Consider the following 20,016-nt stretch of genomic DNA (forward strand, 5'->3'; position numbering starts at 1 on the left):
GCTGATGATCCGGTGTTCACCAGCAGCATGGCGGCGCGACACCACTTCGCGGCGATTCAACAGCGTCAACAATTCGGTATGACTCAAACCGTCGACCGCCAACCCGAGCACCTTGTCGACCGCGGCCTCGAGCTCGTCGTACGCCGCCACCACGGCATCCCGATCCGAACCCATACATCGAACACTAGTTCGAACCACCGACAGATTCCGCCCACTATCCACACGTGAAACCAAAGTGACACAAGTGAATTGAGTGACACCTAGCCGCCGAGCTCGTTGACTGCCGAGTCGAGAAGGGCGGCCTGCTCGGCCAGGTCATGCTCCGACGGCGCGTCGCCCAGCCGCTTCGCCAGATCGTCGCGAGCGACGACCTCCAGCGCGCCGCGATACTCCCCGGAGGCAAGCTGACTGACGCCGATGACCTCGGTCCTACCCTCCACCAACACCAAGACAGCGTCGGCGTTTTCGGCTGCTAACAGCCGGCGCACATCGTCGGTCGAAATCGTCATGCGTCAGCTATAACCCGCCAGCGCCACCAGCATCGCCCCGCATGTGATCAAGTCGAGCGGCAGTCGCAACAGGCTGCGCCGGGTCCAGCGCACCGCGGCAGCCTCCTCGACCGTGGCGGGGTCCGCCTTTTCGAACGCCACTGCCTTGGGCACGAAGTCGACCAGTGACCAGACCCGCAGCACCGCGTGGCTGACCAAAGCCACCAGCAGGGCGACCCGCACGTCAGCGTGGCTCCACGCCGTCGCAAGCGTCACGACCAGCAGCACCTCGAAGATCGTGTGCGCGGGAACCCAGAACCGGGCGCGGGAAACACCGCCGTTGCGGGCCTGGATGATGCCGGGGCGCTTGGGCCAAAACGGGTCGACGACGAGGAACTCGTAAAGCCCTCCTCCGAGCGTGACGCAGGCGGCGAGCGTCGTGATGGCGATCAGGACGAGAGTCGGTGTCCACATCACCGCCGATTATTGCGGGCCGTCCAGATAGCGCTGCACGGTCGGCCCCAGCCAAGCCACCACGTCTTGGCGCGACATCGCCACGATCGGTGGCAGCCGCAGGACGTAACGGCACAGCGCCAGCCCGAGCACCTGCGTGGCGATCAACCCGGCCCGGCGGGGCGCATCGTCGGGATTCACCGAAGCCACCACTGGCCGCAGCTGCAAACTGAATATCTTCCGCATGCGTTGCGCCGCTTCGTCATTCGTCATGCTCGAGCGCAACAGCACGACGAGTGCCTCGTCACGTTCCCATCGGTCGAGGAAGTGTGCAACGAGGCGGACACCGACTTGGTTCCGCTCCACGTCGGACAGATCCGGCAGCTGTAGATCGAACTCGGCCGCGGCGGCGAACAGCTGGTTCTTGTTGCCGAAATACCTCATGACCATCGATGGGTCGATGTTGGCGTCGGCGGCGATGGCGCGGATCGTCGCACGCTCGAACCCGGCCTTGGCGAATTGCTCCCGCGCGGCCGCCAGGATGATGGCCTTCGTCCGGTCGGACTTCTTCATGCCAACAAGTGTAGGCCAACACGTGTTGACTTTTACCCGCCGACGCGCAAGCATGGAAATGCCAACATGTGTTGGCATCTAATAGGAAGGAGACGCAGATGTACGACACCGATGTCCTCGTGGTCGGAGCAGGGCCGACGGGGCTAACCCTCGCCGCATCGCTGCTCTCCCGCGGTATCGCCACGACCGTGGTCGACCGGCAGCCGGCCGGTGCCAACACGTCGCGCGCCGCCGTGATCAACGCCCGCACACTCGAGGTGCTCGAAGGCCTCGACGTGGCCCGGCGGCTGGTCAAGGAGGGCGTGCAGGCCCCGCGATTCACGATCCGCGACCGCGCCCGCACCCTGATCCCCGTCGACTTCTCCGTGCTGCCGACGGCCTACCCGTACAGCTTGATGCTGCCGCAGGCCGACACCGAGCGCATTCTCCTCGACCGGCTGATCGAATTGGGCGGCAACGTGATTCGGCCCAAGACGCTGACCGCGACAAGCCAGGACGCCGACGGGGTGACCGCGGGGTTCGACGATGGCGAGCAGATCCGTGCGCACTACGCGGTCGGTGCCGACGGGATCCGCAGCGCCGTGCGCGAGCAGGCCGGCATCGGATTCCAGGGCGGCCAGTACGCGGAGTCGTTCACCCTCGCCGACGTCCAGCTGACCGGCGATGCGCCTACCGGCGAGGTCATCCTGTTCTGGGCGACGGCCGGCCTGACGGTGGTGGCTCCCCTGCCCGGCGGCATCCACCGCATCGTCGCGCCCGTGGCCGAAGCACCCGAACATCCATCGGTGCCATTCGTCCAGCAGATCCTGGACGAACGTGTCGGCAACGGCCGGATGGTCGTCACCGAGCTGATGTGGGGCTCACGCTTCCGGATTCACCACCGCGTCGCGGACACGTATCGGGCGGGCCGGCTGCTGCTGGCCGGTGACGCCGCACATGTACACAGCCCCGCCGGCGGCCAGGGCATGAACCTGGGCATCCAGGACGCCATCGCTCTGGCCGACGCGCTGGCCTCCAGGTCCGATTCCGCGCTCGATGCCTACAGCGCATCGCGGCGACCGATCGCGCAGCAGGTCGTCAGCCTGACCGACCGGCTGACGCGGTTGGCAACGCTGCCGCGAGCCGTCCGACCGTTGCGGAACGGCGCGATGACCGTGGCGGGACATGTTCCCGCAGTACGCCGTTCGTTGGCGTGGCGTCTCAGCGGCCTGGTGTACCGCTGATCAATTTCGCGCCCCGGCGTGTGCGGAACCACAGCACCGCAATCGCGAGTGTCGCCTCGATGGCCGAGATCGCGGTCGCCAGCGCCATGATCGACGACCCCTGCGCCATCACCATCGCTCCGGCGACGTGGTGATGCGACGGTGCCGGCAGGTGCACGGCGATCATCGCGAGGTTCATCAGTGCGACGAGGCACCACACGCCCGGCGTTCCGCGCCGCCACAGATCACGAGCGCAGTACAGGCACGCGATTATCATCCCCACCATGAGCACGCCCATCGCGACGTTGGCGGCGTGGCCCAACATCACGGCATGAAGACCGGCTGATCCCGCCGCGAGCACCGCACACGCCCGCCGTCCGACGACGGCAGACGTAGCAGACATCTCACTCCTCACACACGTACAGACTCGTCGAACGGACAATACTCATCCCTGCCGCTCAGATTTTTCCATCCTCCCAGCAATGGCCCCCGCCGGCAGCCCGAACCATTACTGGCCCGAGGCGTCGAGACCCAGCAGCTTGACGGTCTCCTCGCGCATCTCGACCTTGCGGACCTTTCCGGTGACGGTCATCGGGAATTCGTCGACGACATGGACGTAGCGGGGAATCTTGTAGTGCGCCAGCTTGCCCGTCGCGAACGTGCGAATCACATTGGCATCCAGCGGATCCCGCCCGGCTTTCATCCGGATCCATGCGCAGATCTCTTCGCCGTACCTCTCGTCGGGTACGCCGATGACTTGTGCATCTTCGATATCCGGATGGGTGTAGAGGAACTCCTCGACCTCGCGCGGATAGACGTTTTCCCCTCCGCGGATCACGAGGTCCTTGATGCGGCCGACCACATTGCAGTAGCCGTCCTCGCGCATCACCGCGAGGTCGCCCGTGTGCATCCAGCCGTCGGCGTCGACGGCCTCTCGCGTCTTGTCGTCGTCGCGCCAGTAGCCCAGCATCACCGAGTAGCCACGCGTGCAGAACTCACCAGGTTGCCCGCGTTCGACGACGTCGCCCGTTTCCGGATCGACGATCTTGACCTCCACATGCGGGTGCGCCCGGCCTATCGACGCCGTACGCCGCTCCAGGTCGTCGTCGATCAGCGTCTGACAGGAGACGGGCGACGTCTCAGTCATGCCGTACGCGATCGCGACCTCGGCCATGTTCATCTCGTTGACGCACCGCTTCATCACCTCCACCGGGCAGACCGATCCCGCCATGATGCCGGTGCGCAGCGACGACAGGTCACAACTGGCGAAGTCCGAATGTCCGAGCATCGCGATGAACATCGTTGGCACGCCGTATACAGCTGTGCACCTTTCCGATTCGATGGCGGCCAATGTCAGGCCGGGATCGAAACCGGGGCCAGGAATGACCATCGTCGCGCCGTGCGTGGTGCATCCCAGGTTGCCCATCACCATGCCGAAGCAGTGGTAGAATGGCACCGGAATACACAGACGGTCACCCGGCCCAAGGTTGATCAGCTCGGTGACAAAGAACCCGTTGTTGAGGATATTCCGATGCGACAGGGTGGCACCCTTCGGGAATCCCGTTGTGCCGGAGGTGTATTGGATGTTGATCGGCTCGGCGTTCGACAGGGCTGCCATGCGTCGGCGCAGTTCGTCATCGGTGACGGTTTCCGCGCGTCTCTTGAGGTCGCCCCAGTCGTCGGTACCGAGGAAGACAACGTTCTTCAATGCCGGCGCATCGGGGCGCACCTCATCGACCATGCATCGGTAGTCCGAAGACTTGAATGCCGTGGCCGAGACGAGGGTCTCGACACCGGACTGGTTGAGCACGTACGCCAATTCGTGTGTGCGGTAAGCGGGATTGATGTTGACCAGGATGGCGCCGATCTTCGCCGTCGCGTACTGCAGGATGGTCCATTCGGCGCAGTTGGGCGCCCAGATGCCGACGCGGTCGCCCTTGGCGATCCCGAGGGCCATCAGACCACGGGCCACAACGTCGACGTCGGCGTTGAGTTCGCCGTAGGTCCACCGGCGGTTGGCAACGACATCGACGAGTGCGTCGGCGTCCGGATCGGCCTTCACGGTCCGCTCGAAGTTCTCGCCGATCGTCTGCTCGAGGATCGGCGTGTGGGTAGGACCCGCGTCATATGAGTTCATCGTTCAGCCCAACAGATCCTCGTAGCGGTGCTCGGTAGGGATCGGCGTACCGGCCTGGTGGGCATCGTCTTCGCGCCGTCGCAGCTCAACGCGGCGGATCTTGCCTGAAATCGTCTTGGGCAGGTCGAAGAACTCGACCCGCCGCACCTTCAGGTACGGCGCGAGGTGGTCACGCGCGTATTCCATAATTTTCCTGGCTGTTTCGGCGTCGGCGGCCCACCCGTCGGCCAGCGCGACGTACGCCTTGGGCACACACAGCCGGGTGTCATCCGGCTGTGGCACAACGGCGGCCTCGACGACCGCGGGATGTTCGATCAACACACTCTCCAATTCGAAGGGTGACACCTTGTAGTCCGACGATTTGAAGACGTCATCGGTTCGACCGACATACGTGATGTAGCCGTCGTCGTCCCTCTGCGCGAAGTCGCCGGTGTGGTAGTAGCCGCCGGCCATCACCGTGTCGTTGCGCTGTGGGTCGCCGAGGTATCCGGTCATCAGGTTCAGCGGGTCGGCGCTCAGGTCAAGGCAGATCTCACCCTCGTCGGCGCGCTCGCCGGCGACCGGGTCGACAAGAACGACCGGCACACCCGGCATGGGTCTGCCCATCGAACCGGGTTTCACCGGCTGGCCCGGCGTATTGCCGACCAGCAGCGTGGTCTCCGTCTGACCGAAGCCGTCCCGGATCGTCAACCCCCACGCGCGTTCCACCTGGGCGATCACGTCGGCGTTTAGCGGTTCACCCGCGCCCAGAATCTCGCGCAGCCCTTCGGGTTTCGCGCCCAGATCAGACTGGATGAGCATGCGCCAAACCGTCGGCGGCGCGCAGAACGTGTTCACTCCGGCCCGGCGGAGCTGGCCGAGCAACGCGACGGCATCGAAACGGCTGTAGTTGTAGACGAAGATCGTCGCCTCGGCGATCCACGGCGCGAAGAAACAACTCCACGCGTGCTTGGCCCAGCCGGGCGAGCTGATCGCGAGGTGAACATCGCCGGGCCGCAAGCCAATCCACGCCATCGTGGACATGTGCCCGACCGGATAGCTGACCTGGGAGTGCTCCACCAGCTTGGGCTTGCTGGTAGTGCCGGAGGTGAAATAGACGAGCATCGGATCATCGACGGCGGTGCACGATGTGAATGGACCCGCCGAGCGGACCGTGGATGCCTTCGAGTAGCTGTGCCAGCCATCGATGGAATCGCCGACCACAATGCGTGTGTAGTCGCCGTCCACACCGGTGAACTTGAGCGTGTCCTCGGCATTGGCGATGACGAACTTCGCACCACCCCGGGTGATGCGGTCAGCGAGATCGGTGGGCCCCAGCGCGGCCGTCGTTGGCATGATCACCGCGCCGAGCTTGGCGACCGCGAGCATCGACTCCCACAGCTCAACCTGGTTGCCCAGCATCAGGATGACGCGGTCGCCGATGCCGACACCCAGCCCTGCTAGCCACGTCGCAACTTTGTCGGAGCCTTCGGCCATCTCCGCGAAGCTGATCTTCTGCTCGCTGCCGCCCTCTTCGACGAACCACAGCGCGGTGCGGTCATTGCCGCGGGCGATGACGTCAAACCAGTCGGTGGCCCAGTTGAACGCACCCGAGAGCTGCGGCCAGGCGAACGCCTCGACCGCCTTCTCATAGACGCCGATCAGATCGACCAGCTGGTCGCGCGCGCTGCGATACAGATCGGTGTTGCTCGCCATGGCCGATAGGATCTACGTCACACTAGTCGTCCGCTACCCCCGAAAGAGGGTGTTCGCCCGATGGCCGTCTCGCTGCTCCGTCCACGTGACGCGGACGCGCTGCGGGCCGAGCTGCGCCACATTGCCACAGCGTCGGGCCTGCCGATCGCGTTCGGCGGCGAGGTACACGAGGACACGTTGCTGCTCACCGAGTTCTTCGGCGCACGCACCGGAAGTATGCGCGGCCTGACTGTGCGGCCGAGTGCGGGACTGGGCGGCGCCACGGTCGTGGCCCGGCGCCCGCTCTCGGTCGCCGACTATCGCAATGCCGCGACGATCACCCATGACTACGACGGGCCCGTGCTCGCGGAGGGCATCCGATCGATTCTCGCGGTTCCCATCGTCGTGGCGGAGAAGTCGCGGGCGGTGCTGTACGGCGCGTACCGGTCGGCGGCACCGATCGGCGACCGAACCGCCGACTTGATGATCGCTTCGGCCCGGCGGCTGAGCCGCGAACTGCAGATTCGCGACGAGGTCGACCGGCGGCTGCGCATGCGAGACGCACAGATGGCCCATTTCAGCGACGCTGCGGCAAGCCCCGAAGAGATCCGCGAGGTGCACGCGGAATTGCGGCGCCTTGCCGCCGACGCCGACGCCGACGCCGCGATGGCAGACCAGCTGCGCACTCTGGCCGACCGGCTGGTCCGGGCAAGCAAATCCGCGACGACGTGCGCACCGCTGACGTCCCGCGAACTCGACGTCCTCGCTCAGGTCGCCCTCGGCTGTACCAACGCCGAAGCGGCGCAACGTCTATCGCTGAAACCCGAGACCGTGAAGAGCTATCTGCGCAGCGCGGCGGCCAAATTGGGCACCCACACGCGCCACGAGGCGGTGAGTAAGGCCCGCCGGTCGCGGCTGATTCCCTAACGACTGTCGCGGTCCCCGCCGGACCATGCTTATATGGCAATGAAGCCCTATGCCTGCAATTCCACCGAGAACGGGTAGCACCCCTTCGCCTCGCGATCACATCCTCTCCGTGGTGGCCGTTCACGGCGCCTTGACCAACGTGGTCGCGGAGGCGTCGCGGCTGATGATCGCGCACGCGCACGACAAGTACGCCGCACATCTCGATCAATATCGTGCGGAGCTGAACGTGGCGATAGGCGAGTTGGCTATGTGGCTGGACAGTTTCGGAGGTTGGGCCACCGTCGATGTGCGCCACGGCATCCAGCCGGCGGCGACTGACCAGCTGAGGGGAGGGGCCCACAGCTCGTATGAGGCGCGCCTGCTCACGGCGCGCGAGACGCTGAAGGCACGCCGCACCACTCTGCTTGGTGAGTTGGCCAATGCCCGGTCGGCCCTGCAGCGTGCTGGGCTGCCCGCCGAGGAAATCACCGCCTATCGCCGCGTGGTGCGGCTGTGGGCGGGTGAAGCCATCGACGTGGTGGCCAGCGTCCATCGGCTGACCCTGGCCGATCGCTACATCCGCCGCCTGGGGCGGCTCAACGCTGACAACGAGCAGGCCCTGCGCCGCGACGGAGCTCACCTCCTACGCGAGTGGATGCACGATCTGGAAGCCGTCGACCGCGACGGCGAGTTGGCGCTTGCCGAAACCTGCGGCTACGGCGAACTGGTCGAGTGGTATCGGGCGGAAGCGGTGTGAGCAGAATGAGGCATGTCCCGGATCACCCCGTTTCACATCGCGGTTCCCGACGCCGTTCTTGACGACCTGCAGGCCCGGCTCGCTCGCACGCGATGGCCGGAGGCCGAATGCGTCGACGACTGGAGCCAGGGCATCCCGCTGTCCTACACCCGCGAGCTGGCCGACTATTGGGCAGGTGAATACGACTGGCGCGCACGCGAAGCCGCGTTGAACAGGTTCGACCACTTCACCACCGAGATCGACGGTCTCGACATCCATTTCATCCACCAGCGGTCTTCTGACGACAATGCGTTTCCGCTGCTGATCACGCATGGCTGGCCGGGATCGATCGTCGAGTTTCACAAGGTGATCGAGCCGCTGACTACCTCGGGATTTCACGTGGTGTGCCCGTCGCTACCGGGATACGGCTTCTCCGGCAAGCCGTCGGGCATCGGCTGGGGCGTCCCGAAGATCGCCGAGGCGTGGGAGACGTTGATGGGCCGCCTGGGCTACGAGCGTTATGGCGCGCAAGGCGGCGACTGGGGCGCCGCGGTCACCACGCAGATCGGCCGCAACGGCGGCCGCTGCGCAGGGATCCACCTGAACATGCCGCTCGCCCAGCCGACCGGCAGCCTGGAGAATCCGACCGAGGAGGAGAAGCAGGCGCTGGCCCGCATCGGCTATTACCGCAAGTGGGACAACGGATATGCCAAACAGCAGTCGACCCGGCCGCAGACCCTGGGCTACGGATTGGTGGACTCGCCCGTCGGGCAGCTGGCGTGGATCGTCGAGAAGTTCTGGTCGTGGATGGACTGCGACGGCCACCCCGAGAACGTGCTGACGCGTGACGAGCTGCTCGACAACGTGATGGTGTACTGGGCGACCGCGTCGGCGGCGTCGTCGGCGCGGCTGTACTGGGAAAGCTTCCGCGTCTTCGCCGGCGGCGAGCGCGTCGAGCTGCCCACCGGCGTCGCGGCCTTTCCAAAGGAGATCCTTCGCGCGCCGCGGAGCTGGTGCGAAGCCGGCTACAACATCACGCATTGGACGCCGATGCCGCGCGGGGGGCATTTCGCGGCGTTCGAACAGCCGGAGCTGTTCGTCGACGATGTGAGGGCCTTCTTCGATACCGTGCGCTGATTTTCGAGTAGCGCACTACTCGTGAGCTCGTCGCGGGTTTCCAACACGCTGGGTGCCATGACGACACCCGATGACCAGGACTGGCTGCGGCTGGCCGACGACGTCTTCACTCCTCCAGACGAAGGTACGCACGTTGATTCTGAGCTGACGGCGCAGGTCTCTCGTCGCACTTTCGCACCCTCTACACAGTGTGAATCGGATTCGGCAAGCTAGGCCAGCGACTCCACCCAGGCGTGGTGCAGCGCGGCATACTGTCCGCCTGCGCGGCCGATCAACTCCTCGGGAGCGCCGTCTTCGACGATTCGGCCGTGGTCGAGCACCAGCACCCGGTCGGCGATCTGCACGGTCGACAGCCGGTGTGCAATCACGAGTGCAGTGCGATCCGACAGCACCGTCTCCAGCGCCCGCTGCACCATCCGCTCGCTGGGGATGTCCAGTGACGACGTCGCCTCGTCGAGGATCAGCACGGCGGGATCGGCGAGGAACGCCCGCGCGAATGCGACCAGCTGTCGCTGACCCGCCGACAGCCGTCCGCCGCGCTTGGCGACGTCGGTGTTGTAGCCGTCGGGCAGCGCATCGATGAACCTGTCCGCGCCGACGGCGACTGCGGCGGCACGCACTTCCTCGTCGGTGGCATCGGGCCTGCCGAAGCGGATGTTGTCGGCGACTGTCCCGTCGAACATGAAGTTCTCTTGGGTGACCATCACGACGTGGCGGCGAAGCTCGCTCTGCGCAAGCTCCCGTAGGTCGATTCCCTCGAGCGTGACCGATCCCGTCGTCGGGTCGTAGAACCGGGCGATGAGTTTGGCGATGGTGGTCTTGCCGGCGCCTGTGGTGCCGACCAGCGCGACGGTTTGGCCCGCCGGCACCGTCAACGAAAGATCCGGCAGCACTGGGCGTCCCGGGACATAGGAGAACTGCACGTCGTGGAACGCGACGTCGCCGCGGACCTTCTCGAGCGTGACCGGATGCGCTGGGTCCTTGATGCCAGGACGCTTGGCAAGCACGCCGGCCAGCTTTTCCAACGCCGAACCCGCGGATTGAAAGGTGTTGAAGAACTGGGAGATTTCCTGCATCGGCTCGAAGAACATCCGCAGGTACAGCAGGAACGCCGCCAGCGTGCCGATGGTCATCTGGCCGTGCAACACCCGGTAGCCGCCGTAGAGCAGCACCACGCCGGTGGTGATGTTGCCGACCAGCTTCACGCCGGGCATGAAGACGGCGAGCAGGCGGAAAGTCTGCTCATTGTCCTCGCGGTAGCGGTCGGCGATGTCTTCAAAGATCTCCTGGTTGCGCGGCTCGCGCCGGTACGCCTGCACCGCCTTGATGCCCGTCATCGTCTCGACGAACTGGACGATCACCAGCGCGGCGCTCTCACGCACCCTGCGATACGTCTTGGCGGACTCGTTGCGGAACCACCACACCAGCGCCACCAGCAGCGGGAATGCGGCCAGACACATCAAGCCCAGCCGAACATCAAGCGTGACAAGAAGAATCGATGTGCCGACGAGCGTGAGAACCGCGGTGATCAGGCTGTCGAAACCGGTCTCCAGCATGTCCTGGATGGCCTCGACGTCGTTGGTCGACCGGCTCACCACCCGCCCCGACGTGTAGCGCTCGTGGAAGGCGATGTCCAGCCGCTGGAAATGCTGGAACACGCGGCGGCGCAACTCCAGCAGCACCTTCTGCCCGATCCGCCCGGAGCGCTGCAGGAAGAAGATCCGGCTGATGGCCTGGATAACCACCACCGCGCACAGCACGCCGACGACGACCATCAGCGTGTGCGCCGAGCCGCCGGACAGGATCGGCGGAATGCCGTGGTCGATCCCGCGCTGGATGAGCAGCGGAACCGAAAGGCGTGAAAGGTTTTCCACCACCACGACGATCGCCAGCAAGGCAACGGTCACCCGGTAGGGCCGCAGCAGCGAGCCAAGCAGTGCGCGCGCCTCGCGGCGCAGCGGCAGGCTCTCGTCGATGGGCAGGTTGTCGTCTTGTTCGTCGTCGAGACGGCCGCGCCATTCTGTACCGGTGTGCCCATGAACGGTGGTCATCGGCGCTCAGCCTCCGACGTCACGAATCGATTCTTGTTGAAGGCAGCACGCGTCTCTTCCAATGCCTCTTGCTCCTCGTAGGTCTGATCGAGTCGCTTGCGGTCCTCGTCGTCCTGCCATGCGCAGCTGCGCTCGGCGCGGTCATCGAGTTCGTCATCGGCGGCCAGCAGGTAGCGGTATTGCGGGACGTCGGCCAAAAGCTGTGCGTGCGTGCCGATGTGGGTGATGGTGCCATCCTGCAGCAGGGCCACCTTGTCGGCGAGCAGGACGGTCGACGCCCGGTGCGCGACCACGATGCCCGTCACCGAGTGCAGCACCCGGCGCAGCGCCTCCTCGACGACCGCCTCGGTGTGCACGTCGAGCGCCGACAGCGTGTCGTCGAGCACAAGGATCTTCGGCGCCGCCAGGATCGCCCGCGCCAACGAAAGACGTTGCCGCTGCCCGCCGGACAGGCTCATGCCCTGCTCACCGATCCGGGTGTCCAACCCGAACGGCAGGTCGTACACGAACTGCGCCGCGGCGATCTCGATGGCCTGCTCCAGCTGCTCATCCGTCGCGTCAGGATGGCCCAGCCGCAGGTTCTCGGCGACCGACATGGAGAACAGCGTCGGGTCTTCGAACGCGGTGGCCACTGCCTTCCGCAGAGCAGGTAGCGACAGCTCGCGAATGTCGTGACCGTCGATGCGAATCGAGCCCTCGGTGACGTCGTACAGCCGCGACAACAGCGCGGCCAGCACCGACTTCCCCGAGCCCGTGCAGCCGACGAGCGCCAGGGTCTCTCCCGGTTCGACGGTGGCGTTGACGTGGCGCAGCGCCCAGTCATCTTCCCGAGCCGCCCGGTCATCGACATTCGACCCGGCAGCGTCGGGGAATCGGAAGCCGACGTCGACCAGCTCCAGACGCCCGCCGCGGGGTGCCTGGTGTTGTGGACCGTCGGTGATTTCGCGTGGCGCGTCGAAGATTTCGGCGATCCGGTTGGCCGCCGTGAAGGACTCCTGCGTCATCGACAGCAAAAAGCCCAGCGACGCGATCGGCCACACCAGCGACAGCATCATCGTGATGAACGCGACGAGCGTGCCCATGGTGACATAGCCGTGGCCGGCAGCGTAGGCGCCGAACCCCAGCACCACGATGAGGGTGAGGTTGGGGATGACCTCGAGCAGTGTCCAGAACTTCGCCGACACCGACACCCGGCTCACCTGGGTGTCGTAGAGGTTGGTGAGCTGCTCGTCGAAGCGGTCGTAGGCGTACTGCTCGCGACCGAACGACTTGACCACTCGCACGCCGAGCGCGGACTCCTCGACATGCGTTGCCACATGGCCGGATTGGTCCTGCGCGAGTCGCGAAAGCCGGGTGTACTCCCGCTGGAAGTGCAGCACCGTGAGCGTGATCGGCACGATTGACACTACGACCACGACGCCCAGCGGCCAGTACATCGCCAGCAAGATCGCAGTCACCACGGTGATCTGAAGGACGTTCAGCAGCAAGAACACCATGCCGAATGACATGAACCGGCGAATTGTGCTCAGGTCGTTCATGATTCGCGATAGCAGCTGCCCAGATTGCCACTGGCCGTGAAACGACATCGGCAGGATCTGCAGCCGCGCGTAGAGGTCCTTGCGGATGTCGGCTTCGACGCCCATCGTCGCGCGGGCGACCAGCCAGCGGCGGATGAACCACAGCACCGCCTCGGAGACTCCAACCCCCATCGCCGCAGCTCCGAGCAGCCACAGCCCGCGCTGATCCTGATGCCGTACAGGGCCGTCGATGACAGCCTTGGTCATAAGCGGGATCGCCACGGTGGCAACGAGGCTGACGATGGCGACCAGGACCATCGAGATCCACCGCACCCGGTAGGGCATCAGGTACGGGAGCATCCGCCACAGGTCCGAGCTGGCGCGTCGGTGCTTGGGTGGCGGTGCGATGGCCGGCGCTGAGCGCAAGGCATGATCTACGGCTTCAACCACTTAGTCCATCTTCCCATGACCGGCAAGCGGTTAACCGTCGCCAAATGGCGCAAGTCGGTCATGAGCTCACCGTAAAACCTCAACAATGGATGAGGTCAACGGCTTCCCGAGCGGGTCGTCAGACGATGCCGAAGTACCCGAGCACTCCCGCCGCGCCGACCACGATCAGCGGATTCGTCTTCGTGAAGATGAAGATCGCCGTGCAGATTGCAGTAAGCGTGTAAGCCCGCCAGTCGTGATCGGCCGCTCGGCTCATCACCAGCGAGGTCGCCATGATCAGGCCCACGGTCAGCGGCGCGAACCCCTTTTCGACGGCGTAGCGCAGCTTCGACTTCTGCGCCTTCTGCCAAAACAGGGTCACGACATACATCAATGAGGCGGCGGGCATGATCATCGCGACCGTCGCGATCACGCCGCCGAGGATCGCGCCAGGGACTCCCCCGGCATGAAGCCCGGCGCCGTAGCCGACCAGCGTCACGATCAGGATGCTCGGCCCCGGTGCCGTCTGGGATATGGAGAATATGTCGGCGAATTGACTATCGGTCATCCAGTGATGACTCCTGACCGCCTGCATGTGCATTTCGGGCAGCACGGCGTTTCCGCCGCCGATCGACAGCAGCGACAGCGTCGCAAACAGGGCGGCGAGCGACAGGTATGTGCTCACGCCGCACGGTCTCTCGGCCAGGCCCATACCAGGCTGAGCGGCGCAACCAGCAGCAGAGCCAATGGCAGCGGCCAGCGCAACACGCCGTTCAACAGGAACGCGGTGAGGAACAACAGAACCGGCACCACTCCGGTCAGACACTTGCGGCCCGTCTGGATCACCATGGCCAATGTCAGCGCGACGGCCGCCGCCGACGCACCATGGAGGACGCCCTTGACCGCGGGCTCCTCCTTGAAGCGGAAGTAGAAGTAGCCCATCACCAAGACGATGATCACGGGCAGCAGGCACAAGCCGAAGAGTGCGGCGCCCGCGCCGAGCAAGCCCCGCATTTTCGAGCCGGCAAATACCGCCATGTTGACCTGATTGGCACCGGGAAAGATCCGGCACATCGTCATCGCGGACAGAAATTCTTCTTCGCCCATCCATTGCTTCTCGACGACGAGCACCTCCCGCGACCACGCCGACAGGCCGCCGCCGAACGAGGCCAGCGCGATGTGGTTGAACGTCCAGGCGAGCTCGACAAGAGAGACTTTCTCGCGCGGCGGGTCCAACTCGCCCTCGCGCGGTGGGTCAATCTCACTCATGCATGAGGTCGTGGTCGTGCGGGAAATCGTCCTCGACGTGGTGGGTCGCTTGGAGTGGATCGGGCGCCTCGTATTGATGCGACAGTTCCCAGTCGCTGGTGAAGACTTCTTTGAGCCGCGCAACGGCGGCCGCATCGTCAATCGTGATGCCCAATTCCCGCCGCAGATCGAACGCACTGCGATCGATGTTCATCGACCCGACCAATGCCTGCGCATCGTCGACGATGATCAACTTGGCATGGACCCGCAGGTTCTTCTGCTTGTGCACCTTGGCCCCGAAACGCCTTAACGTGCGCAGCGACGCGAACGTGTCAAGAATGTCCCACTCGCTGATCCCGTGCTTACCGCCACACAAGACGTGCACCTTGACGCCCCGATCGGCGGCTGACGCCAGCCGCTCGAGAATTACCGCGTCGACATACTTGGGGTGCTGGACGTCGATTCGTTGGGTCGCAGTGTCAATGAATTGCGCCATGTGATAGCGCGAATTGGAGTTGCTCCACAGCAGCCCCTCATATGCAGAGCAGACCCAATCGCGATGCTCCCAGTCGGCGTTGAATACATCGACGATCTGGGCGACGTGATAAGGGTTCTCGGTGATGATGCCGTAGTCACGGGTGAGTGTGAAATACTTCTCCATGAGATTGAACGTCGCGACCAGTGCGGCTTTCTCGTCGACCACTACCGACTTTTCGTGTGTGACGTAGAAGTTCGGATTCGACCACTGCACGGCTATCCCGGCATTCTGGAATTGCTCGTATGTCTCGTCGTTCGCTCGATCGCCCCCGGACCGTGCGGGGTTGAGCATGACCCGCACGTCGACACCGGCTTTCTGCCGGTCGATCACCGCTGCGATCAGACTCGGTTCGGTGAATGTGAATTGCTTGATCAAAAGCGAATTTTCGGCTGAATTGATGAATTCGCGGACCGGTTCCACGCCGTCATCGGGCTGGACAATCAGGCGCGTGGAGAACGGGTGCATAATTGCGGGATGCTAGCACCGCGTCAATATCATCGCTTTGCTATCGCGGGAATGTTCAACTCGCCGTGACACAGCCGGGATCTGACCGCCGCTGTACCGATGCGGGGCGGGTCTCGCGCCTGTCACATCTGCGGCGGCGGATCAGGCAAGATTGCGTGCATGGACAGTAGTGCCGCTTCTCCCCGGGTGCTCGTGGTCGACGACGATCCAGACGTGCTGGCGTCGCTCGAACGCGGACTGCGGCTGTCAGGGTTCGACGTCGCAACGGCCGTCGACGGCGCCGAGGCACTGCGCAGCGCGACCGAGACTCGGCCCGACGCGATCGTGCTGGACATCAATATGCCGGTGCTTGACGGCGTCAGCGTGGTGACCGCGCTGCGCGCGATGGACAACGACGTGCCGGTGTGTGTGCTGTCGGCGCGCAGCTCGGTCGACGACCGGGTGGCCGGGCTGGAGGCCGGGGCCGACGACTACCTGGTCAAGCCATTCGTGCTGGCCGAGCTGGTCGCTCGGGTCAAGGCACTGCTGCGCCGGCGCGGTTCGACGGCGACATTCTCCTCGGAAACCATCTCCGTCGGTCCACTCGAGGTGGACATTCCCGGTCGGCGCGCCCGCGTCAACGGCGTCGACGTCGACCTGACCAAGCGGGAGTTCGACCTTCTCGCCGTGCTGGCCGAACACAAGACGGCGGTGCTGTCGCGCGCGCAGCTGCTCGAACTCGTATGGGGCTATGACTTCGCCGCCGACACCAACGTCGTCGACGTGTTCATCGGCTACCTGCGCCGCAAGTTGGAGGCCGGTGGGGCTCCGCGGCTTTTGCATACCGTTCGCGGCGTGGGGTTTGTGCTAAGGACGCAATAGTCCGATGAGCTTTCTGTCGCGGATCTTCCGGCGCACCCCGTCACTGCGGACCCGGGTGGCATTCGCGACAGCCATCGCCGCGACGATCGTCGTCGGCATCGTCGGCGCCGTGGTGTGGATCGGCATCACCAACGACCGCAAAGAGCGGCTCGATCGTCGGCTCGACGAGGCGGCCGGGTTCGCGATCCCGTTCCTGCCGCGCGGGCTCGGCGAGATTCCCAAGTCACCGAACGACCAGGACGCCGTGATCACGGTGCGCCGCGACGGCAAGGTCACCTCCAACTCCAAAGTGGTGCTGCCCGAGTTGCCCGCCGGCTACGCCGACACCTACGTCGACGGGGTGCGCTACCGCGTGCGCACCGTCGAGCTGGCCAACCCCGATCCGATGAGAGTGGCCGTCGGCGCCACCTACGACGCCACCATCGCGGACACCAACAACCTGCACCGGCGGGTGATCATCATCTGCTCCTTGGCAATTGGTGCCGCGACCGTCGGCGCCTGGCTGCTCGCGGCATTCGCGGTGCGACCGTTCAAGCGACTGGCGCAGCAGACCCGGTCCATCGACGCCGGAGCGGAGGCACCCGATATCGACATCCGCGGCGCGACGGAAGCCGTCGAGATCGCCGAGGCGATGAAGGGCATGCTGGAGCGCATCTGGAAGGAACAGGACCGCACCAAAGCCGCGCTTACGTCGGCCCGCGACTTCGCGTCGGTGTCCGCCCACGAGCTGCGTACGCCGCTGACCGCGATGCGCACCAACCTCGAGGTGCTCTCGACCCTGGATCTGGGCGAGGAGCAGCGCAAAGAGGTGGTCAACGACGTCATCAGGACTCAGTCCCGCATCGAAGCGACCCTGGGTGCGCTAGAGCGGCTGGCGCAGGGCGAACTGTCGACGTCCGACGATCATGTACCGGTCGACATCACCGAGCTGCTCGACCGCGCCGCCCACGATGCGATGCGGGTCTACCCCGACCTGGAGGTCTCACTGGTGCCCGCGCCGACGATGATCATCGTCGGATTGCCGGCGGGGCTGCGGCTGGCGGTGGACAACGCGATCGCCAACGCCGTCAAGCACGGCGGGGCGACGCGGGTGCAGCTGTCGGCGGTCAGCTCACGAGCGGGTGTGGAGATCGCGGTCGACGACAACGGCGTCGGTGTACCCGAAGAGGAGCGCAAGCTGGTGTTCGACCGATTCTCCCGCGGGTCGACGGCGTCGCACTCCGGCTCGGGGCTTGGCCTGGCGCTGGTCGCCCAGCAAGCCGAATTGCACGGCGGCACGGCCACTTTGAAAGACAGCCCGCTGGGCGGCGCACGGCTGCTGCTGCAGCTGCCCGGCCCGCGCTAGTGTCCGCGAGCAGACGCAAAAGTGCCCTATTTCGCGCAAAAACAGGCAGTTTTGCGTCTGCTCGCGCAGGTTAGCGGGTGGCCAGCAGGTCGATGACGAAGATCAGCGTCTTGCCGGACAGGCGATGCCCGCCGCCGGCCGGGCCGTAAGCCTGTTCGGGCGGGATGACGAGCTGGCGCCTGCCGCCGACCTTCATGCCGGGGATGCCGTCCTGCCAGCCCTGGATGAGTCCGCGCAACGGGAACTCGATGGACTCGCCGCGGTTCCAGGAGCTGTCGAACTCCTCGCCGGTGTCGTACTCGATGCCGACGTAGTGCACCTCGACGGTGCCGCCCGGTACTGCTTCGGCTCCGTCGCCGACGACCAGGTCTTTGATCACGAGGTCGGTGGGGGCGGGTCCGTCGGGAAACTCGATCTCTGGCTTCGTAGTCACCGCGCTCACGCTAGTCGGGCAGACTGGAGTCGTGGCTAGGGACGAAGACATTCTCGCTCAGGTGAACAAGTTGGTCGCCGAGGAACAGGAGCTGCGGAGCCAGCTGCAGCAGCATGAGATCGACGAATCCGATGAACACCAGCGATTGCGTGCGATCGAAGTGGCGCTCGACCAGTGCTGGGATCTGCTTCGGCAGCGCCGGGCACTGCGCGAGACCGGCGGCGATCCCCGCGAGGCCCGGGTACGCCCGGCCGACGAGGTCGAGGGCTACCTTGGCTGAGCGGTGACAGAGCCCGACGTCGTCATCGTCGGCGGCGGGCACAACGGTCTCGTCGCCGCGGCCTACCTTGCCCGCGCCGGACGCCGGGTGCAGGTGCTGGAGCGGCTGGACCATGTCGGCGGCGCCGCGGTGTCCGCGCACGCATTCGACGGCGTGGACGCGCGGTTGTCGCGCTACTCGTATCTGGTCAGCTTGCTGCCGCGGCGCATCGTCGACGATCTCGGTGCGCGAGTGCGGCTGGTGCGGCGCCGTTACTCGTCCTACACGCCCGATCCCGCGACGGCCGGGCGGACTGGTCTGTTGATCGGGCCGCAGTCCACGTTTGCAGCCATCGGCGCGGCGGACGACGAGGCCGGGTTCACCGAGTTCTACCGCCGCTGCGGCATTTTGACGTCGCGGCTGTGGCCGACACTGACCCAGCCACTGTGCACGCGCGATGAGGCGCGACGGCATGTCGGCGATGACGCCACGTGGCGGTTGATGGTCGACGAGCCGATCGGGCATGCGATCACCACGGCAGTCGGAAGCGACCTCGTGCGCGGTGTGATGGCGACCGACGCGTTGATCGGCACGTTCGCCCGCACCGACGATTCGTCGTTGCGTCAGAACGTGTGCTTCCTTTACCACCTGCTCGGTGGCGGCACAGGCGACTGGGATGTCCCGATCGGCGGCATGGGGGCGGTCAGCGGTGCACTGGCCGCCGCGGCAGCCGGATATGGCGCTGAAATCATCACGGGCGCAGAGGTTTACGCCATCACGCCGGATGGCGAGGTGCGGTACCGCCACGGCGATATCGACCATCGGGTGCATGCCGATTACGTGTTGGCCAATGTCACCCCGGCGGTACTGGCGCGTCTGGTTGGCGAACCGGACCCTGAGCTGGCACAGGGAGCGCAGGTGAAGGTCAACCTGATGCTCCGGCGATTGCCGCAACTGCGCGACGACACCGTGACACCGGAGCAGGCGTTCGGCGGCACGTTTCACATCAACGAGACGTTCAGCCAACTCGATACGGCCTACACCCGCGCCGAGCACGGCGTGGTTCCAGATCCGCTGCCGTGCGAGATCTACTGTCATTCGCTGACCGACCCGACGATCCTGTCGGAGCGATTGCGCGACGAGGGTGCACAGACGTTGACCATATTCGGGCTGCACACACCGCACCGACTGATCGCGTCATCCGACCTAGACCGCATGCGTGACTCGCTCACGTCAGCGGTGCTTCAGTCGCTGAATTCGGTTCTGGCCGAGCCTATTCAAGATGTGTTGATGGAAGATGCGTCAGGCCGGTTGTGCATCGAGGCCAAGACGACGGCGGACCTGGAGCGGTCGCTGGGCATGACGGGCGGCAACATTTTCCATGGGGCGTTGTCGTGGCCGTTCGCCGAGAACGACGAACCTTTGGACACACCGGCGCGGCGCTGGGGCGTGGCGACCGCGCACGACCGAATCCTGCTGTGCGGCTCGGGATCTCGACGAGGCGGGGCCGTATCGGGTATCGGCGGGCACAACGCGGCGATGGCGGTGCTGCAGAGTTAACCGC

At 65.3% G+C, this 20,016-nt stretch carries 20 protein-coding genes; 8 read left to right on the forward strand and 12 right to left on the reverse strand.

The window, feature by feature from the left end; genetic code table 11:
• Positions 1-260 precede the first annotated feature (260 nt).
• The 3 genes from VJV41_RS23525 to VJV41_RS23535 are packed head-to-tail and all read right to left on the reverse strand — an operon-like array spanning position 261 to position 1,514.
• Positions 261-509 (reverse strand): hypothetical protein, encoded by a 249-nt coding sequence (locus VJV41_RS23525; RefSeq protein WP_325337780.1) that lies wholly within the window; start codon positions 507-509, stop codon positions 261-263.
• A gap of 3 nt (positions 510-512) precedes the next feature.
• Complete coding sequence (locus VJV41_RS23530) at positions 513-962, reverse strand: hypothetical protein (RefSeq protein ID WP_325337782.1); 450 nt, start codon at positions 960-962, stop codon at positions 513-515.
• Positions 963-971: 9 nt separating this feature from the next.
• Complete coding sequence (locus VJV41_RS23535) at positions 972-1,514, reverse strand: TetR/AcrR family transcriptional regulator (RefSeq protein WP_325337784.1); 543 nt, start codon at positions 1,512-1,514, stop codon at positions 972-974.
• Positions 1,515-1,612: 98 nt separating this feature from the next.
• On the opposite strand from VJV41_RS23535, the gene VJV41_RS23540 reads away from it, so the two are divergent.
• On the forward strand, positions 1,613-2,737 hold the full coding sequence (locus tag VJV41_RS23540; protein ID WP_325337786.1) for an FAD-dependent oxidoreductase: 1,125 nt from the start codon (positions 1,613-1,615) through the stop codon (positions 2,735-2,737).
• Here the strand turns inward: VJV41_RS23540 and VJV41_RS23545 are convergent.
• The 3 genes from VJV41_RS23545 to VJV41_RS23555 all read right to left on the reverse strand — a co-directional run bounded on the left by VJV41_RS23545 (position 2,715) and on the right by VJV41_RS23555 (position 6,548).
• Positions 2,715-3,119 carry a hypothetical protein gene (locus VJV41_RS23545; protein ID WP_325337788.1) on the reverse strand — a complete coding sequence of 135 codons (405 nt, stop codon included), beginning with the start codon at positions 3,117-3,119 and terminating at the stop codon, positions 2,715-2,717. The two genes, VJV41_RS23540 and VJV41_RS23545, sit on opposite strands and share 23 nt — an antisense overlap.
• 105 nt (positions 3,120-3,224) lie before the next feature.
• Entirely contained in the window at positions 3,225-4,853 is a 1,629-nt protein-coding gene (locus VJV41_RS23550; RefSeq protein WP_325337790.1) for an AMP-binding protein, read from the reverse strand.
• Positions 4,854-4,856: 3 nt separating this feature from the next.
• A complete protein-coding gene (locus VJV41_RS23555; RefSeq protein WP_325337792.1) occupies positions 4,857-6,548 on the reverse strand; it encodes an AMP-binding protein in 1,692 nt (563 codons plus the stop codon).
• Positions 6,549-6,608: 60 nt separating this feature from the next.
• Between VJV41_RS23555 and VJV41_RS23560 the strand changes: the two genes are divergently transcribed.
• The 3 genes from VJV41_RS23560 (at position 6,609) to VJV41_RS23570 (ending at position 9,306) form a co-directional block, all read left to right on the forward strand.
• Positions 6,609-7,454, forward strand: a complete 846-nt coding sequence (locus tag VJV41_RS23560; RefSeq protein WP_325337794.1) for a helix-turn-helix transcriptional regulator — start codon at positions 6,609-6,611, stop codon at positions 7,452-7,454.
• A 112-nt stretch (positions 7,455-7,566) separates the two neighbouring features.
• Complete coding sequence (locus tag VJV41_RS23565) at positions 7,567-8,190, forward strand: hypothetical protein (protein WP_325337796.1); 624 nt, start codon at positions 7,567-7,569, stop codon at positions 8,188-8,190.
• Between the two features lie 12 nt (positions 8,191-8,202).
• On the forward strand, positions 8,203-9,306 hold the full coding sequence (locus VJV41_RS23570; RefSeq protein ID WP_325337798.1) for an epoxide hydrolase family protein: 1,104 nt from the start codon (positions 8,203-8,205) through the stop codon (positions 9,304-9,306).
• 209 nt (positions 9,307-9,515) lie between these two features.
• Here VJV41_RS23570 and VJV41_RS23575 read toward each other — a convergent pair whose 3' ends face one another.
• The 5 genes from VJV41_RS23575 to VJV41_RS23595 all read right to left on the reverse strand — a co-directional run bounded on the left by VJV41_RS23575 (position 9,516) and on the right by VJV41_RS23595 (position 15,554).
• Positions 9,516-11,357, reverse strand: coding sequence for an ABC transporter ATP-binding protein (locus VJV41_RS23575; protein WP_325337800.1), 1,842 nt, complete (start codon positions 11,355-11,357; stop codon positions 9,516-9,518).
• On the reverse strand, positions 11,354-13,324 hold the full coding sequence (locus VJV41_RS23580; RefSeq protein ID WP_325337801.1) for an ABC transporter ATP-binding protein: 1,971 nt from the start codon (positions 13,322-13,324) through the stop codon (positions 11,354-11,356). Before VJV41_RS23580 ends, VJV41_RS23575 begins: the two co-directional genes overlap by 4 nt.
• A gap of 118 nt (positions 13,325-13,442) precedes the next feature.
• Entirely contained in the window at positions 13,443-13,988 is a 546-nt protein-coding gene (locus tag VJV41_RS23585; protein WP_325337803.1) for a chromate transporter, read from the reverse strand.
• A complete protein-coding gene (locus VJV41_RS23590) occupies positions 13,985-14,572 on the reverse strand; it encodes a chromate transporter (RefSeq protein WP_325337805.1) in 588 nt (195 codons plus the stop codon). The genes VJV41_RS23585 and VJV41_RS23590 overlap by 4 nt, the downstream gene beginning before the upstream one ends.
• Positions 14,565-15,554, reverse strand: a complete 990-nt coding sequence (locus tag VJV41_RS23595; protein WP_325337807.1) for a phospholipase D-like domain-containing protein — start codon at positions 15,552-15,554, stop codon at positions 14,565-14,567. Before VJV41_RS23595 ends, VJV41_RS23590 begins: the two co-directional genes overlap by 8 nt.
• A 159-nt stretch (positions 15,555-15,713) precedes the next feature.
• Here VJV41_RS23595 and prrA point away from each other — a divergent pair, with 159 nt between their 5' ends.
• Together prrA and VJV41_RS23605 are read left to right on the forward strand one after the other, a co-directional pair.
• Positions 15,714-16,415, forward strand: coding sequence for a two-component system response regulator PrrA (prrA, locus tag VJV41_RS23600; protein WP_325337809.1), 702 nt, complete (start codon positions 15,714-15,716; stop codon positions 16,413-16,415).
• Between the two features lie 4 nt (positions 16,416-16,419).
• Complete coding sequence (locus VJV41_RS23605; protein WP_325337811.1) at positions 16,420-17,760, forward strand: HAMP domain-containing sensor histidine kinase; 1,341 nt, start codon at positions 16,420-16,422, stop codon at positions 17,758-17,760.
• A gap of 70 nt (positions 17,761-17,830) precedes the next feature.
• On the opposite strand, the gene VJV41_RS23610 is transcribed toward VJV41_RS23605, so the two are convergent.
• Complete coding sequence (locus VJV41_RS23610; RefSeq protein ID WP_414685029.1) at positions 17,831-18,193, reverse strand: FKBP-type peptidyl-prolyl cis-trans isomerase; 363 nt, start codon at positions 18,191-18,193, stop codon at positions 17,831-17,833.
• A gap of 31 nt (positions 18,194-18,224) precedes the next feature.
• On the opposite strand from VJV41_RS23610, the gene VJV41_RS23615 reads away from it, so the two are divergent.
• Both VJV41_RS23615 and VJV41_RS23620 read left to right on the forward strand, forming a co-directional pair.
• The gene (locus VJV41_RS23615) at positions 18,225-18,473 is read left to right on the forward strand and encodes a DUF2630 family protein (protein WP_325337815.1); all 249 of its coding nucleotides are present in this window, start codon (positions 18,225-18,227) and stop codon (positions 18,471-18,473) included.
• A 3-nt stretch (positions 18,474-18,476) separates the two neighbouring features.
• Positions 18,477-20,012, forward strand: coding sequence for an NAD(P)/FAD-dependent oxidoreductase (locus VJV41_RS23620; protein ID WP_325337817.1), 1,536 nt, complete (start codon positions 18,477-18,479; stop codon positions 20,010-20,012).
• Positions 20,013-20,016: the final 4 nt, after the last annotated feature.

Origin of the sequence: Mycobacterium sp. (assembly GCF_035274705.1) — a bacterium.
In the GTDB taxonomy this organism is placed as follows: Bacteria; Actinomycetota; Actinomycetes; order Mycobacteriales; family Mycobacteriaceae; genus Mycobacterium.

What these genes read in the sequence shown, in the direction of transcription:
- VJV41_RS23525 (WP_325337780.1), bottom strand. Translation starts at nt 509, where the DNA reads ATGACGATTTCGACCGACGATGTGCGCCGGCTGTTAGCAGCCGAAAAC.
- VJV41_RS23530 (WP_325337782.1), bottom strand. Translation starts at nt 962, where the DNA reads ATGTGGACACCGACTCTCGTCCTGATCGCCATCACGACGCTCGCCGCC.
- VJV41_RS23535 (WP_325337784.1), bottom strand. Translation starts at nt 1,514, where the DNA reads ATGAAGAAGTCCGACCGGACGAAGGCCATCATCCTGGCGGCCGCGCGG.
- VJV41_RS23540 (WP_325337786.1), top strand. Translation starts at nt 1,613, where the DNA reads ATGTACGACACCGATGTCCTCGTGGTCGGAGCAGGGCCGACGGGGCTA.
- VJV41_RS23545 (WP_325337788.1), bottom strand. Translation starts at nt 3,119, where the DNA reads ATGTCTGCTACGTCTGCCGTCGTCGGACGGCGGGCGTGTGCGGTGCTC.
- VJV41_RS23550 (WP_325337790.1), bottom strand. Translation starts at nt 4,853, where the DNA reads ATGAACTCATATGACGCGGGTCCTACCCACACGCCGATCCTCGAGCAG.
- VJV41_RS23555 (WP_325337792.1), bottom strand. Translation starts at nt 6,548, where the DNA reads ATGGCGAGCAACACCGATCTGTATCGCAGCGCGCGCGACCAGCTGGTC.
- VJV41_RS23560 (WP_325337794.1), top strand. Translation starts at nt 6,609, where the DNA reads ATGGCCGTCTCGCTGCTCCGTCCACGTGACGCGGACGCGCTGCGGGCC.
- VJV41_RS23570 (WP_325337798.1), top strand. Translation starts at nt 8,203, where the DNA reads ATGTCCCGGATCACCCCGTTTCACATCGCGGTTCCCGACGCCGTTCTT.
- VJV41_RS23575 (WP_325337800.1), bottom strand. Translation starts at nt 11,357, where the DNA reads ATGACCACCGTTCATGGGCACACCGGTACAGAATGGCGCGGCCGTCTC.
- VJV41_RS23590 (WP_325337805.1), bottom strand. Translation starts at nt 14,572, where the DNA reads ATGAGTGAGATTGACCCACCGCGCGAGGGCGAGTTGGACCCGCCGCGC.
- VJV41_RS23595 (WP_325337807.1), bottom strand. Translation starts at nt 15,554, where the DNA reads ATGCACCCGTTCTCCACGCGCCTGATTGTCCAGCCCGATGACGGCGTG.
- prrA (WP_325337809.1), top strand. Translation starts at nt 15,714, where the DNA reads ATGGACAGTAGTGCCGCTTCTCCCCGGGTGCTCGTGGTCGACGACGAT.
- VJV41_RS23605 (WP_325337811.1), top strand. Translation starts at nt 16,420, where the DNA reads ATGAGCTTTCTGTCGCGGATCTTCCGGCGCACCCCGTCACTGCGGACC.